Source organism: Vulcanisaeta sp. JCM 16159 (assembly GCF_001316265.1).
In the GTDB taxonomy this organism is placed as follows: domain Archaea; phylum Thermoproteota; class Thermoprotei; order Thermoproteales; family Thermocladiaceae; genus Vulcanisaeta.
Genome location: NZ_BBDN01000009.1, coordinates 1 through 13,995, shown reverse-complemented (window position 1 = coordinate 13,995; position 13,995 = coordinate 1). Strand labels below are relative to the sequence as shown.

The following is a 13,995-nucleotide window of genomic DNA, read 5'->3' as shown; positions in this document are numbered from 1 at the left end:
AATGGCAATAATCATTAAAGAACCACTAAAACAATCGCTATTACTATTATTAATGCGCCAAGGAACTTGACAACGCTAAATTTCTCCCTACCCATGGCACTCGACATAAGCTGGGCTATTAATGGCATTGTGCCCGTCAGTATCACGGTAAGCCCAAGACCTATTAAATCCATTGAGAAGGCGAATAGGGCAACACCAAGGCCCAGGTCGAGTACGGCAATAATGGGCAGGTAACTACGTACCGTCCCTCTAATGGCCCCTGCAATGTTGTTTCCCATGAAATAATTAATCATAAGCAGTACAATACCTGCCGCCGCAACCCTCGTAAATGCTATGGAGATTGGGTTAAGCCCCGCGATATCGGCCACCTTAATCATTGACTGACCAGCAGCCCACGCGAGGGCTGCACCAAGGCCAAGAAATAGACCCTTAATCTCCCTCCTCGAGTTACCGCTACGGGATAGTAGGTAGACGCCGGGTATCAGTAGTATACTCGCAAGTAGTTTCGTGATGGTCAGTGGCTCTCCCAGGAACACTGCGAATAACACCGTCAGTGGTATGTAGGTGTAGGACACGGGAGCTGCGATTGAGACCCCTGAGTAATTGATTGAGAACAGGTATAGTGAGTCGCCAATGACTAGGGATAACAACCCGCTCAGAAAGCCCCATATAGCTCCGTAATTAAGCCCTAAAATTATTGCTGGGATCAGGAGTATTAGTGAGGCGTAGAACATCCTGAGGAAGTTTACGATCAACGGGTGCATTCTCTTCATGAAGTCTCCATACATTATCGATGCCCAGGCCCAGATAATGGCTGTTGATAGTGCGGGCAGGTCCTCAATAATCATAATGCCGGTGTAACTAGGTAATTGCGCTTTAAAGATTATTCCCTCTCAAGTCAGTCGGGCCCAAAGACTATGTTTATGTCCTTATCCGGCGACCTGAACGAGGCACAAGCCTGGTTAACTCACTCCTTATAGCATCAACACCAACCTTAACCACGAAGTTCCTAACCCCGCGAACACCAGACCTCCTATACATGTCAAGAAGTACTTGTACCGCGAGCTCCGCATCGCCTGGATCGACGGTGCCGATGACAAAGCCCAACGCGGTCGGTGAACCACCCATCGTTATTAATACCCTCGTCTTTGAACCGAATGGTTCAAGGCCTATATCCGCGATCCACGACATACCGCAATCGTGGGTACAACCGCTAATTCCAACCCTAACTGGCTCATTCAACTTACTTAGGTGAACATGTATTTTGCGGCCGAGCCCGGTGGTGTCTATTAGGCCTGGTGGGCATAATTCATTACCTAGGCATGCAACCGTTATCGGTCCCTCAGGATACATGGGCCCTGGATCCCTGACCTCATAATTGCTCAATTCCTCAATCCTATCAACCTCCTCGCGGATTGGTATGTATACGCTTTGATTATTGAACAGCAGTACATAGCCAAACCCATACCTATCAGCCACATTGGCCAGCTTAACCAATTCATCGGCGGTAGCCAGCCGGTTGGGTATGGAATCTTTACAATCCTTGATTTAATGAACCTGGGCGTTAAATCAGGCGGCTTGGGCAATTTGGGCTTTACCTCCCTGGCTATCGCCAATACCTCCTCCCTAACCTTATCAAGGCCACGCAACCTAACAACCCACTTAAACCCCCTCCTCTCGCCAGACCTCCTAAAGACCTCAGCAACGCCCACGCAGATTGGAAGTAAATCCTCAGCATCTACGTCAGTGAAGGCAAGTCTTGCACTAAATGCGTGCTCACCAATACCACCGCCCAGGTATATGTCGAATTTACCATTGGGTTTAGCCACAATACCGATATCCTGGGCCACGGGCACGGCGCACGCCCTCTCACAGGCCGATATTGAGATCTTGATCCTATGCGGAAGCAATGGCTGCTCATACTCGCTCCTATACCTAAAGTAATCACCTATGAATGTTGATAGAGCCTCAGCATTAATATGTGCGTACGGGCAGAATTGCGATGCGCATGGTATTGGGTTCCTAACCGAATTACCGCAGGAGTCCCTTGGATCAAGACCAACCTCCTTAAGCTTAGCCACAACTTCATCAAAAAGCCTGAAATCAACCTTGAAGATTTCTATATCACCCCTAGTACCGAGCATTGCCCTACCATCACCATAGGTCCTACTGATCTCGGCAATAACCCTCAATTGGTTCGAGAACCACTTACTTGGGTCACGACCAACACCCTGCCTAATCCTTATTGAGACCCAGGGATTATCACCACGATTCTTATAAATGCCCTCATGCCTCCTCGGATAAACCACCTTATAAACATCGGAATACCTGAACGAAGACACGGTAAAGCAGCGTCCATGCATTATTTAAGCCTTTATTATGTAGATAGGGGACAATACTTAAGCGGGTGGTGGTTTCGAGAAAGAGAAATATGCCTAAATGCCCTTTTCGCGTGGTGCGTACTCCTTAATCCTGGTTATATACTCGTCATCGAGTACGGACTTGCTACTAACTTGCAGTGGATTACCGAGTGAACCAAGAACTTTAATATACTCGAGAGCCCTATCCTAGTCTCGGGTAGGAAGGGCTCAGTTACGGAACCCATGGCAAGCATTGTACCGCCAGGCCCAAGTACTACATATGGGTTCAACGTCAATGCGTAGAGCAACTCCTTATCACTTAATGGGTATGGTTGTACTTTATGCGGAAATCCCATGTCATAGATGTAGCAGTAGGTGCATGAGTATGTGCATCCAATTCCCGTGTGTATCGTCATACCGCACGGTCTCGGATACCTCCTCGCATGTGGATCCTTCCTAGCCCTCTCGATTGATTCAGGGCTTAATTCATTCTCTAATTCATTCCTCAGTTTTTCCTTAAATTCCAGGTACTTAATTAAGTCCATTTACGGCGGATATTAATCATAATCTCTGTATTAAATCCTTACAGGTGCTCGGCAGCGATTCTGTACACTGGGTCGGAAATCCTGTAGTAATCATCCACCTTCTCAATAATGCCCAGGTTCACTAGGTTACTTAGTAATTCGGAGATCGTTGCGGCATTTATCTCTTTACCCTCATAATCCTCAAGCCTACGCTTGACCAATCTCCATGGCATCGGCTCCCTAGCCAGTGCTCTTAATATTACCGAGTACCTATTACTCCTGAGTGAGGTTGCCAAGTTCCGTAACTCGCTTAACGCAAGTTGAACGGTATCCTTCATAATCTCATCAAAGTCCGCAGAACTCCTCATTGCGTATGTATAGCCGAAATACGTTAACCAGCCAATAATCCCATCAAATGCTTCCACAGCCTTCTCAAGGACATCCCTAGGGCAATTAATGCCTAATTGGTTGAAACCACGCTCGAGAAAGTCCATTGACTCGTCCAGGCTTAACTTCCTCGTCTTAACCTCCATGTACGCCCTACCAAAGAGTGGTGCCTTAGGGTCGTGAAGCCCAGGAAAGTCGTAGAGGAGGCTGACCTGTGAACTTGAGAGGACGAGCATTATGTTCGTTAGGTTATCAAAGACGCAGGTAAACAACCTATCAAACCTAAGCCAATTAACCTTTCCTCAACTCCTGCGCTTCATCAATCGCAATTATCACTGGCTCGCCAATGTCATTTAACCTAATAAGCAAGTCAGTAATACCGTTGTATTAAGATAATATTAAGTGGTCGTAAATTGCGACCAGGAGGATCCCTATATCGTCTTACCAGGCGGGTTTCTTTTAACTTGAACCTATTGCTTTGTTGCCCTGAAGAATACCTAATCCTAACTATGTTCCCTCTGTTCTCTGATTGAGAATATTAATAGCCATAGGAAGAATAGGGCGGTTATTAGGAAGATGACCAAACCAGCCACGTCCCTATGAAGTGATAAGTTTATTGGCCTAATGAACCTTATGAATGCCATGAGCCTATCGTCACTATTAAACCAACTATTGCGGTTACCGCATCACTATTTAGCTTAATGCCCAACCCACGTAACCCTAACCTATACGTATCTAGCGTTTTCACGACCACGAGCAAATGACCATCACGGACAGCTTTAATTCCTTCCTTACAGCCTAAGAGCACTTAACGATCAATGTATGCCAGTCCTACTATAATACGCCACCTCCTTTTCCCAGCAATATCCCACTTCTGCCAATGTGTTTAATAGCGTACTCGTTATCAATAACTCATTCCCCGACCGACATAGCCATTAAATTAGCACTTACTAACCTCCATAGTGAGAAGCCATTATCCACAATTTAAGTATGGTTATGTAATCACCATCCCTTAATGAATTTTCCTTATAATTCAATTCATTAGTTAACAACGTACCAAAATCTTCCAGCTTACAATTAAATAACAATGAAGTTGACGTTAATAGAGTAACAGTAGGATGTGGCCGCTCCGGAGGAGTGATTTTTCATCGGGCCGTGGGCTCCACGGCTCTCGAATCCTCCCTCCATATTTCTAATAATCCATGCCTTAATTAACCTTACTCAACTCATTCTAATTTTAACATGAAGCGATGCCACATGCTTTATCAGAATTCCTTATAAATCATTAACCTGGACTATTCTTGATGATTGTACTAATTACTGGCGTTAGTTCATCGCCAGGATACAAAACAGCCATTAGCCTAGCTAATAGGTATGAGGTTGTCGGCACTTATAATGAGCATACCATTAACATACCTGGCATTACCATGGTTAAGGCTGACATAACGAGGGATTCAACCAGGTTAATTAATGATTATAGGCCTGACGTGGTTATTCACATGGCCGCGATAGGCAATGTTGATCAGTGCGAGGAACAATTGGAGCTTTGTTATAGGGTTAATGTAGTGGCAAGTAGGGAATTGCTCATGGCGGCCTATAGGGTTGGCACCGCCATTTATTACCTATCCACGGACTACGTATTCGATGGCGAGAGGGGCATGTACTCGGAGGATGATGCGCCAAGGCCCATTAATTACTACGGATTAACGAAACTCCTCGCGGAGGAAATCACGAGAGCCTTAGGCGGCTCCATAGTCAGGGTTGCTTGGATCTACGGCACCGGGCCTGGAAGGCCGAACTTCGGCAAGACCGTGGTTGAGAAGTTAATGAGGGGTGAGGCGGTCACTGCAATAACTGATCAATGGTCGTCACCCACATTGAATACGATAATTGGTGAGGCCTTTGCAAAGTTACTTGATGCTAAATTCAATGGTGTGATACACGTAGTTGGACCAAGATTAAGCAGATACGAATTCGCAAGAGCCATAGCTAGGCACTTTGGGTTTAGTGAGGAATTGATAAAGCCAATAAGACTCACTGACGTAAATTACAGGGCTAGAAGGCCCAAAGACAGTAGCCTAAACAATAGGAAAGCGGTTGAGTTGCTAGGAATACCGCTTAACGACATAGACTACGCATTATCAATATTCAAGAGAGAACTGGAGTCTGAAAAAAGCCGTAGCGAAGCCATAATCCATGAAGAAAAGCTTTAAATCGCAGTTAATGGCCTATTGACCCGCCGGGGTGGCCGAGCCAGGTCCAAGGCGCAGGTCCGCGGATTCCGCGGTGCGAAACTTGAGATCCTGTCCCCGCAAGGGGGCCCGGGTTCAAATCCCGGCCCCGGCACCACGTTCGTTGCTTCCACGTCGAGTTTACGCTTTGGTAATGGCATTAGTATTGCCGTGAATGTCTGTTTTTACGTAATTATTATGATAATTAATTATAGACCATTGATAAGCATGTTAATAATTGCTTAGTTAGTTCTCTTATTATTTCTAGTTCAATTTCTTGATTATACCATATATTGTTTATATTTCTACTCTAGCCATTGGCGATGTATGCCCCATTTCATTGAGGGTAGTGAGATTGGTAAGCTCTTAAGTAGGATAGTTAACACCACAATTAATCAAATACCACCACAAGCCAAGTTTAGTGATAGTGATATCATGGTAATTATGAAGTATAGGCCGTTGCTCGAGTCGATGACTGAGGATATCGTTAAGGGTTTCTATGACACGTTATTTTCCCACAGCCCCACAGCCGCTGTTTTTCAACCTGGCGAGAGGCCGCTGAGGGAAAAGACGCTCAGGGATTGGTGGATTAGGACTTTGAATGGGCCGTTTAATGAGGATTATTGGCTGTGGCAGGCCTACGTGGGCATTATTCATTATAGAAGGAATGTTACGCCGCCCATGTTCATGGGCATGTGGGCCTGGATAATAGACAACGTAATTAGGAAGGTACAGGTAAGCCCCGAACTAGTCTCGGCCTTGGTCAAGCTTGGTGCCACTCAGTCATCGCTTATGGTTGGTGGTTACTACGATATAGTGCAGTACGCGTTAAGTAGGGTCGATATTAGTGGTGATTTACTTAGGAACTTGGTTATTTCTATTATTGAGGAATTGGCATCCGGCATTAGGAAGTGAGTTAATTAAAAATCATCTTTAGGCCAGGTTATACTTACCGTTTTTAATGTAGCTATTGATGGAATTACGTGGTTGAGAAACTAATTTTTACTTGGCGGTTACACGGTTTGGTTACACAGAGGGTTTTTATCCAGGAAACCGGATCTACGCTTCGTGATTGGCATGAGTAGGACTTGGATTTGGATTGCGGTTGGTATCGCCATCGGCTTAGTGGTTAGTCTGGGTTTGGTTTATGCAATTATGCCTTATTACTACAATAATTACTACTATGGTAATTACCCCGGCGCCTTGCCTATAGGTCCTAGTGCGAGTAATTACTATGGTGGTTATACCTATAGTACATACTCAATAAGTAAGGTTATTAAGGAGGTTATGGAAGTACCGAGTTATGCCCATGTTTACCCTAGTAACAACACCATAGTATTTACCAGTAAGGATATTAATCTATTAGTTGTAGCGATGATGGGGGATGATGCGGAGAGGATGTTTAACGAAACACCACCATCATACGCTCATGGCGATGTCTTCGTTATCTACGGGCTCATAGACCCAACACTGGTTATACCGGCTGGGGCTGTCGTGCATGCAACCTTCGTTAACCTCGATGATGATATGTATCATAACTTCGTGATTACGACCGTGCCGCCCCCATATCCATACAATGTAATGCCGTATATAGCATGTACGGTGGTATGGGCCCACAAATGATGCTCTACATGAGGTGGTTACCACCAGCCAACTATAACGCTGGTTATGCCTATGGTTATGAATACACATTCACGATCACCGCACCAGGTACGTATTGGTACTTATGCACCTATCCAGGGCATGCGGAGGAGGGTATGTATGGGGAGGTAATTGCCGTGGGTAATGGCTTAAGCACGTCGGCATACCCCTATCCCACTGTTCAATATTCAGGTACGTACTATGGACCTGGTTGGATGGGCGGTATGATGGGGTGGTGGTAATGCCTTGTCCATGCATGTGGAATTGGTGGGGCTGGGGTTTTGGTCCGTGGTTCGGCTTTGGATTGCTTGGATGGATAATTGGTGCCCTAATCGCCATATTATTTTTAATATTCATAATACTCGTAATAGTTTGGATAATTAGGAATTTAGTGAGGACCTCATCAAGCAGTAATCATCAACGTGAAAGTCATGAGCATGGTTCATGCCATGGCTAAAACGTAAAGAGCATTACCTATTGCTCTTAAAATCCTTAAGTTTCACTATGTTCCTACCTTTAACCTTAATAACCTCGACTAAGCCCTTCTCCTCAAGCCTACGTACTATCCTCCAGGCCTGAACCTTTGACAAACCTAGGTCCTTCATTATTTGGTACTGAAAAACCTCACCCCCAGACTTAATTACGTACTCAAGGACCTCACGTTCAGCCTTAGGCAATAGCCTTAAGACCTTACTATAATAATCATTGGAATAGCCCGTCACGGAATCACCCTTCACCGCAGTCTCCTGCATCGCAGCGTAACTCAACCCTTGGGTATTCCCTGCTGATCTTATGAGGATTATTGGCGTAACTACTGTAATTATGCCCACAGTTAGTAACGCTAAAGGTAGGAATAATGGGTAGTACATCATCATTCCGCACATCATTCCCATGCAATGGTAATAAGCCATATAATTAATCATGACTAATGCACCATAGAATAAATATGCACTTACGCCTAATATGATTGCACCTATTATGATTAATACATTACGTAATGCGTTATGGTCTCCACCCATTATTGTTTATTTAATACCGTAATTAATAAATCCTTTTAGGCTATTCACTCCTCGATGACTGTATTCCTTAGGGTGCCTATTTTCTCGATTTCCGCCTCAACGAAGTCGCCATTTCTTAGGAACTTACCCTTTGGGAAGCCAACTCCTGATGGTGTTCCTGTGCTTATGTAGTCGCCGGGCTTGAGCGTAATGCCCTGGGATGCCCAGTGGATTAGTTCGGGTATTTTGAATATTAGGTTCTTCGTGTTGTCATCCTGCTCCACATTACCATTGACCCTGAGCACTAGCCTGAGGTTGTGTGGGTCCTGTACCTCGTCCCTAGTCACGATGTAGGGACCCACCGGCGTTGATGAGTCCATGCTCTTGCCGTATATCCAGTCCATCCCGTAGGGCTCCTTACTCGGAAATTGCCAATCACGCATTGACACGTCATTGAGTATTAAGTAGCCGAAGACGTAATCAAGCGCCCTATTAACGTCTATGTACTTACCCCTCCTACCAATGATTAGGGCTAACTCCACCTCCCAATCAACCTGTTTGGAGACCCTGGGCTTGAGTATTGGTTGATTATGGCCAATGAGTGCGTTGGGGAATTTTGGGAAGAAGTATGGCCTATCTAGTGGTTTTGCCTGGCTCTCCTCACCATGAGCCCTGTAATTAACGGCGACGCATAAAATCTTCTCGGGATTTGACACTGGCGGTAGCAGGTTATTGCGTTTGGATCCCTAAATAATGCCGTGTCGCCACTCCTCAATGCCTTATTCACTAAGTCCCTAACCATTGCTAGGGCAGGCTCATCACTACCTATGAGGGATTTCATGTCGTAGAGGAAGCTCGGCGCCTCTGTCGTTTCGTAAATGCTCATGTAGGCGCTTGGTAGGTCTAGGACCCCTTTTTCAGTATATACGCCAACCCTAACTGAGTTATTCCATGAGAAGGATAGGAGCTTCACGTCGAATGAATAGTTAATGGTAATTTAAATATCACTACTAACCTGTTTACTGTTCTCTCCATCCACCCTTTAGTAGGTATTCCTCAATCGCCATTGCCGCGTCAATGCCATTCTTCAGTGCCTTGCCTATTAGGCTTGGTCCCGTGGCCACATCACCAGCTGCGAAAACGCCCCTCCTCGTTGTCCTGTGCTTCTGATCGATGTCTATCGTACCATGTGAAGTTAACTTAATGCCGCAACAACCGTCCTTGAATGGCGGCGTTGGTATTTCACCAACAGCGGCTATCACCATGTCCATATCCATTGTGTACTCACTGCCCGGCACCGGCTCTGGCGCAGGCCTACCGCTCTTGTCAGGTTTGCCGAGTTTCATCTTGATCAATTTAACGGCCTCTACGTGGTCCTTGCCAAGTACTTCGGTTATGCCAACAAGCTCCACGAACTTTATGCCCCTCTTTATCAAACCTTGTATCTCCACCTTACCCGCGGGCGCCTCGTTTATAGTCCTCCTGTAGAGTACGTAAACCTCCTTCGCACCCTGTCTCTGTGCCTCTATGGCTGCGTCGACCGCCGTCAGCCCAGCACCAATGACAGCCACCTTCTCGCCCGTTGGGTAAATAATTGACTTAGGTAGGTAACCCAGCTCGCTCGTGTAGATCCTATATAGATAGTCAAGGGCTAGGTAAACACCCTTTAGATTCTCGCCGGGCACGCCGAGGTTTCTTGATTTCCAAGTTCCCGTGGCTATCAACACAGCATTATAATTATTGATTAAATTCTCAAGGTGAACCTTGCTTTCCGCGAAGTCATCTCCATCGACATGCTCCTCCTCATCGGCAATCACCTTAGTCTTCAGTATGAAGTTGACGCCTAGCTCAATCAGCTCCTTAACACCGGCCCTAACGTTCTTCTTGGGAACCCTGTAATCCGGAATTCCAAAGATCATTAATCCACCAGGCTCCGGCAACTTATCATAAACATCAACCTGAAAACCCCTGCATATTAAGTAACCAGCCGCACCAAGACCAGCTGGTCCAGCACCAATTATGGCAACCTTCTCACTACGTCTCTCAATCTTCTGACCTGGAGAACACTTAAGTGCGAACTTCACGGGTGACCTGGCATGAACCATTATATAAACCTTTCCTAATGCTTAATTCAAGCGTAATTTTACGATATATTAATTCTAAATAATTAATAATTATAAAGATTCTTATGTCAATAATAATGTGGATATTCTAAAGCATTAATCTTATAAAAGTATAATCTATAAATATATAAAATACAATAATATATCTATAGTTATATATTAATTTAAGAACGACCTACTCGCCATCCCGTAAATAAACAATGGGGCTATTCTTAGGAACCCTAAGTAATCTGATCATTGGCCCGCATTTGGCCCTGAATAGGAATAATACCCTTAGCTTTAGTTCGCTTTCTAGGTAAGCCTCGAAATTACCAACACCCTTAGATATTATCAGTTCGTGACTGCCTAATTCACGCCATAAGCCTCTATTATAAAATGGTGGGTACCTGTTGCCGGTGGAGACAACCTTTACTTTATCGCCTAGTAACCTCTTTACATAATCCGCCGTTACGTCAACCTCATAGGGCAGGCCCCTGGCGTATACAGTGACTCTGAGCCCCAGGTCTACCAACTTCCTAATTAACAACATATCCACTTGAAACTCTCCTGAATTATCAACTACGTAACCCACATCCTTAATACTACCCAACATCTTAGTTAGGTTCTCCCTCGATATGTTAAGCCAAACAGCCTCTTCCAGGAGTTTATTCACGAAGTCGTTAATATCGAAATGGTAATCTCTCATTGGAACATCCACGGAATTCGCAGCCGCGGCTATTTCAAAGTACCTACTTATATCATTACCTGCATCATTAATTATCCTACTTATTATCAGCGATGCAGTGTCTTCAAGCTCCTTCTTCTCATTAGCGTGAGGATCATCATTGTTTAGTATCTTCGTTATTAATTCAAAGGATTCTATGAAGAGTGGCGTTCTACCCCTCGGTATCAAGCTAGATATATGCATTGATATCTGGGTGTACGTATTAACATCATCAATTCCGAACTTCTTTATCTCCTGCATCCTGGACTCCAGAGCACAGAGTATGCACTCGGGGGTCTCTATATATAGCATTGAGACTCAGTAATTAGGGACTTATTAAGTAATCTGTCTAATAATTACTCTATATCTTCCTTCAGATCACGTATCAATACCGACATAGTTTTTAATCTCCCACTACCGCTGTTAGTTGAGACATGGGCATTGATGAGCTATTAAGGGAACTGAGGGAGGATAGGGTTCATGGGGCTTCCTGGTACTTCCTGAGGGGCATTGAGGTAATTAGGTCTGCGGTTGAACAGGGGCTCGGTCCTGATGACATTAGGGTATTGCTTAATGAATTAAGGAGTGTTAGGCTTGGAATGGCCTCTATCATAAACTTAACCGACATAGTTGACCATGCACTGGGTGTCGGTTTAGACCTCAATAATGTTATTGCTAAATTGAAGTATTGGCACGAAACATCGTCTAAGCACTTAATGACCCAACTGGATAGATTCCCCGTTATGTGCGGATCAAAGGTGATTACTATTAGTTACAGCTCAGCAGTTAATATGGCCTTATCGAGATGGAGCAAGTGCATTGATACGTTGTATATAATGGAGTCCAGGCCGGGCAATGAGATTCCCCAAGCCATTAAGGATTACTCGAAATATGTAAGTAATATAGTTCCGATTCCAGACTCTGCAATTGCGTACTTCATGAGGAATGTTAATTACGTGATCTCTGGGGCGGATGGACTGTATAGCGATGGTTACTTCATTAATAAGGTTGGCACAGAGACCTTATTCGTTATTGCACGTAGGTTTGATGTGAATACCATAGTCATCGCGGAGTCTTACAAGGCCGTGGTAGGCGGCATTGAGGAGGTTTATATGGTAGATTTCAGTATTGGCGGACTAAGTACGCAGGTCCCATTATTTGATAAGGTATCTCTTGATTTGATCAGTTACTTAATAACCGACCTCAAGATTGTTAAGAAACCGAAACCTGAGGATATTGAGAACTTAAGGGAGCTCTTTATTAATAATATTCTCAATCCAAGTGAATAAAAATGAGTGTCTTTCAATGCTTACGGTGTGATGAGTGCTGTTACTTTGACAATGAGGATAGAGGACCAATACTGTTTGAGGATGAGCTGGCCAGAATAAGGACCCTGGCTAGGGCTAGGGGCTTTGATATTAAGTACCGTGAATTAAACATTAATGGGGTTAAGGTATATAGGTGGTTGATAAGGGGCTATTGTCCATTCTATGATAGGGAGGGTAGGTCATGCACAATACATGCGGTGAAGCCCCTGGCCTGTAGGATGTATCCATTACTGTATAATCCGAATACTGGCGAGGTATTGATATCGAAGGAATGCAAATGGGTTAATGATGCTTTGGATTCCGGTGAGGACCTTGGGCTTGATAATTTCCCTGAGGAATCGAAGGCACTTGAGGAGGTGCTAGCACGGTTATATAAAGTCAGGATTAAGATTCATAGGTAGTAAATACTTATAATTGACTTGAGTTTATGAGTTCGTTGGATGAGTGAATTACCTGCAATTGAAGGTGGAAAACCAATTAGGTCCACACCTCTTCGTTTTAGACCTTGGATAACCGATGAAGATATCAAGCTCGTTGTTGACACTCTTAAAACAGGGCAGTTATCGGCCATTGGTGGTAAATGGAATACAATGCTTGAACAGGAATTAACAAAGTACTTAAGCGCTAAGTACGCTGTAACCGTCTCCAACGGCACAACCGCGCTTCACGTAGCACTCAAGGCGATTGGTGTTGGTCCAGGCGATGAGGTTATTACGACACCATTCACCTTCGCCGCATCAGCGACAACCATACTTCACTCAAACGCAATACCCATATTCGCAGATATTGATAAGGAAACGTTAAATATTGACCCGGCATTAATCGAGGACGCCATTACTGACAGGACTAAGGCGATAGTCGTTGTCCACTTGGCCGGTTATCCGGCGGAAATGGACGAGATAATGAAGATTGCGAGTGAAAGGGGGTTGTACGTTATTGAGGATACTGCCCAAGCCCTCGGAGCCATCTACAGAGGTAGGATGGTGGGTTCCATAGGTCATGTCGGCACATTGAGCTTTTACCCTACTAAAACAATAACCACCGGTGAAGGTGGCGCAGTGATTACAAATAATGAGGAGGTAGCCAATAGGGCTAGGTTATTAAGGAGCCATGGTGAGACCGGGAAGTATTACTATGAGTTGTTGGGTTATAATTATAGAATGACGGAGTTCCAGGCCGCGCTTGGTTATTCACAGTTAAGGAGGATTGAGGAGATAATTAGGCGTAAGGAGACATTTGCTAAGGCGCTTATGGAGGAGTTGCAGGATATTGAGAATGACCTTATTCAATTCCCGCGTCCAAAGCCATACATCAGGCACGCATGGCACTTATTCCAAATACTCCTGAACCTAGAGAGACTCAGGGTTAGTAGGGATAGGGTTGTTGAAGCATTAAGAGCTGAAGGTATCGAGGCGGCCACTGTTGCATATCCAATACCACTTCATAAAGAACCTATTATAATTAATATGGTGGGGCATGGTAGGGGCTGCCCATGGACTTGCCCATACTATGGAAGGAAGGCTGTGTATAAACCATTACGAAATGCTGAGTGGGCTGCTGAACGCGTATTAACGATTTTAATCGGCCCATTATATACCACGGAAGACGCCGTTGATACTGCAAAGGCTATAAAGAAAATACTTAATTACTACAAAAGGTAAAACCCGTTTTGTTTTTGGTTTTTGTTCTTTGTTGGGTTA

18 protein-coding genes, 1 tRNA gene and 1 pseudogene are annotated in these 13,995 nt (G+C 44.6%); 9 read left to right on the top strand and 11 right to left on the bottom strand.

All coding sequences use genetic code 11. The features are described from left to right. Positions 1-14: 14 nt before the first annotated feature. The 7 genes from JCM16159_RS09295 to JCM16159_RS19225 all read right to left on the bottom strand — a co-directional run bounded on the left by JCM16159_RS09295 (position 15) and on the right by JCM16159_RS19225 (position 4,025). Positions 15-848, bottom strand: coding sequence for a DMT family transporter (locus JCM16159_RS09295; protein WP_054857634.1), 834 nt, complete (start codon positions 846-848; stop codon positions 15-17). A 73-nt stretch (positions 849-921) separates the two neighbouring features. After that, a complete protein-coding gene (locus tag JCM16159_RS16635; protein WP_243666503.1) occupies positions 922-1,479 on the bottom strand; it encodes a hypothetical protein in 558 nt (185 codons plus the stop codon). Further along, entirely contained in the window at positions 1,383-2,342 is a 960-nt protein-coding gene (locus JCM16159_RS09290; protein WP_243666502.1) for a hypothetical protein, read from the bottom strand. The genes JCM16159_RS16635 and JCM16159_RS09290 overlap by 97 nt, the downstream gene beginning before the upstream one ends. Before the next feature lie 134 nt (positions 2,343-2,476). Next, complete coding sequence (locus JCM16159_RS09285) at positions 2,477-2,905, bottom strand: hypothetical protein (protein WP_054857633.1); 429 nt, start codon at positions 2,903-2,905, stop codon at positions 2,477-2,479. A gap of 38 nt (positions 2,906-2,943) precedes the next feature. After that, positions 2,944-3,543, bottom strand: a complete 600-nt coding sequence (locus JCM16159_RS09280) for an ATP-binding protein (RefSeq protein ID WP_243666501.1) — start codon at positions 3,541-3,543, stop codon at positions 2,944-2,946. 231 nt (positions 3,544-3,774) lie between these two features. Then, positions 3,775-3,915 (bottom strand): hypothetical protein, encoded by a 141-nt coding sequence (locus tag JCM16159_RS16630; RefSeq protein WP_243666500.1) that lies wholly within the window; start codon positions 3,913-3,915, stop codon positions 3,775-3,777. Further along, the gene (locus JCM16159_RS19225) at positions 3,903-4,025 is read right to left on the bottom strand and encodes a hypothetical protein (protein ID WP_367834433.1); all 123 of its coding nucleotides are present in this window, start codon (positions 4,023-4,025) and stop codon (positions 3,903-3,905) included. The genes JCM16159_RS16630 and JCM16159_RS19225 overlap by 13 nt, the downstream gene beginning before the upstream one ends. Before the next feature lie 550 nt (positions 4,026-4,575). Here JCM16159_RS19225 and JCM16159_RS09275 point away from each other — a divergent pair. The 6 genes from JCM16159_RS09275 to JCM16159_RS09255 all read left to right on the top strand — a co-directional run bounded on the left by JCM16159_RS09275 (position 4,576) and on the right by JCM16159_RS09255 (position 7,600). Next, positions 4,576-5,484: an NAD(P)-dependent oxidoreductase gene (locus JCM16159_RS09275; protein WP_054857632.1), complete on the top strand. Its 909-nt coding sequence runs from the start codon at positions 4,576-4,578 to the stop codon at positions 5,482-5,484. A gap of 25 nt (positions 5,485-5,509) precedes the next feature. Continuing rightward, positions 5,510-5,620 (top strand) — tRNA-Ser (locus JCM16159_RS09270). Positions 5,621-5,829: 209 nt separating this feature from the next. Then, positions 5,830-6,417, top strand: a complete 588-nt coding sequence (locus JCM16159_RS09265; RefSeq protein WP_054857631.1) for a protoglobin domain-containing protein — start codon at positions 5,830-5,832, stop codon at positions 6,415-6,417. A 153-nt stretch (positions 6,418-6,570) separates the two neighbouring features. After that, entirely contained in the window at positions 6,571-7,125 is a 555-nt protein-coding gene (locus JCM16159_RS09260) for a hypothetical protein (protein WP_243666499.1), read from the top strand. Further along, positions 7,122-7,385, top strand: a complete 264-nt coding sequence (locus JCM16159_RS16625) for a plastocyanin/azurin family copper-binding protein (protein ID WP_243666498.1) — start codon at positions 7,122-7,124, stop codon at positions 7,383-7,385. Before JCM16159_RS09260 ends, JCM16159_RS16625 begins: the two co-directional genes overlap by 4 nt. Then, on the top strand, positions 7,385-7,600 hold the full coding sequence (locus JCM16159_RS09255; protein WP_054857710.1) for a hypothetical protein: 216 nt from the start codon (positions 7,385-7,387) through the stop codon (positions 7,598-7,600). Before JCM16159_RS16625 ends, JCM16159_RS09255 begins: the two co-directional genes overlap by 1 nt. A 13-nt stretch (positions 7,601-7,613) precedes the next feature. Here the strand turns inward: JCM16159_RS09255 and JCM16159_RS09250 are convergent, their stop codons facing one another. From JCM16159_RS09250 to JCM16159_RS09235, 4 genes and pseudogenes are all read right to left on the bottom strand, one after another. Next, the gene (locus JCM16159_RS09250) at positions 7,614-8,018 is read right to left on the bottom strand and encodes a MarR family transcriptional regulator (protein ID WP_243666497.1); all 405 of its coding nucleotides are present in this window, start codon (positions 8,016-8,018) and stop codon (positions 7,614-7,616) included. Between the two features lie 188 nt (positions 8,019-8,206). Further along, positions 8,207-9,114: pseudogene (locus JCM16159_RS09245) on the bottom strand (fumarylacetoacetate hydrolase family protein). 46 nt (positions 9,115-9,160) lie between these two features. Beyond that, positions 9,161-10,225: an FAD-dependent oxidoreductase gene (locus tag JCM16159_RS09240; RefSeq protein ID WP_054857709.1), complete on the bottom strand. Its 1,065-nt coding sequence runs from the start codon at positions 10,223-10,225 to the stop codon at positions 9,161-9,163. A 214-nt stretch (positions 10,226-10,439) separates the two neighbouring features. Further along, positions 10,440-11,279 (bottom strand): ARMT1-like domain-containing protein, encoded by an 840-nt coding sequence (locus tag JCM16159_RS09235; protein ID WP_054857629.1) that lies wholly within the window; start codon positions 11,277-11,279, stop codon positions 10,440-10,442. Between the two features lie 122 nt (positions 11,280-11,401). Between JCM16159_RS09235 and JCM16159_RS09230 the strand changes: the two genes are divergently transcribed. The 3 genes from JCM16159_RS09230 to JCM16159_RS09220 are packed head-to-tail and all read left to right on the top strand — an operon-like array spanning position 11,402 to position 13,956. After that, positions 11,402-12,256 (top strand): initiation factor 2B, encoded by an 855-nt coding sequence (locus tag JCM16159_RS09230; protein ID WP_054857628.1) that lies wholly within the window; start codon positions 11,402-11,404, stop codon positions 12,254-12,256. Positions 12,257-12,258: 2 nt separating this feature from the next. Continuing rightward, the gene (locus JCM16159_RS09225; protein ID WP_054857627.1) at positions 12,259-12,696 is read left to right on the top strand and encodes a YkgJ family cysteine cluster protein; all 438 of its coding nucleotides are present in this window, start codon (positions 12,259-12,261) and stop codon (positions 12,694-12,696) included. A 39-nt stretch (positions 12,697-12,735) separates the two neighbouring features. Continuing rightward, on the top strand, positions 12,736-13,956 hold the full coding sequence (locus tag JCM16159_RS09220; protein ID WP_054857626.1) for a DegT/DnrJ/EryC1/StrS aminotransferase family protein: 1,221 nt from the start codon (positions 12,736-12,738) through the stop codon (positions 13,954-13,956). Positions 13,957-13,995 lie beyond the last annotated feature (39 nt).

What these genes read in the sequence shown, in the direction of transcription:
- JCM16159_RS09250 (WP_243666497.1), bottom strand. Translation starts at nt 8,018, where the DNA reads ATGATGATGTACTACCCATTATTCCTACCTTTAGCGTTACTAACTGTG.
- JCM16159_RS09275 (WP_054857632.1), top strand. Translation starts at nt 4,576, where the DNA reads ATGATTGTACTAATTACTGGCGTTAGTTCATCGCCAGGATACAAAACA.
- JCM16159_RS09230 (WP_054857628.1), top strand. Translation starts at nt 11,402, where the DNA reads ATGGGCATTGATGAGCTATTAAGGGAACTGAGGGAGGATAGGGTTCAT.
- JCM16159_RS09220 (WP_054857626.1), top strand. Translation starts at nt 12,736, where the DNA reads ATGAGTGAATTACCTGCAATTGAAGGTGGAAAACCAATTAGGTCCACA.
- JCM16159_RS09235 (WP_054857629.1), bottom strand. Translation starts at nt 11,279, where the DNA reads ATGCTATATATAGAGACCCCCGAGTGCATACTCTGTGCTCTGGAGTCC.
- JCM16159_RS09255 (WP_054857710.1), top strand. Translation starts at nt 7,385, where the DNA reads ATGCCTTGTCCATGCATGTGGAATTGGTGGGGCTGGGGTTTTGGTCCG.
- JCM16159_RS09225 (WP_054857627.1), top strand. Translation starts at nt 12,259, where the DNA reads ATGAGTGTCTTTCAATGCTTACGGTGTGATGAGTGCTGTTACTTTGAC.
- JCM16159_RS09285 (WP_054857633.1), bottom strand. Translation starts at nt 2,905, where the DNA reads ATGGACTTAATTAAGTACCTGGAATTTAAGGAAAAACTGAGGAATGAA.
- JCM16159_RS16625 (WP_243666498.1), top strand. Translation starts at nt 7,122, where the DNA reads ATGATGCTCTACATGAGGTGGTTACCACCAGCCAACTATAACGCTGGT.
- JCM16159_RS09265 (WP_054857631.1), top strand. Translation starts at nt 5,830, where the DNA reads ATGCCCCATTTCATTGAGGGTAGTGAGATTGGTAAGCTCTTAAGTAGG.
- JCM16159_RS16630 (WP_243666500.1), bottom strand. Translation starts at nt 3,915, where the DNA reads ATGGCATTCATAAGGTTCATTAGGCCAATAAACTTATCACTTCATAGG.
- JCM16159_RS09295 (WP_054857634.1), bottom strand. Translation starts at nt 848, where the DNA reads ATGATTATTGAGGACCTGCCCGCACTATCAACAGCCATTATCTGGGCC.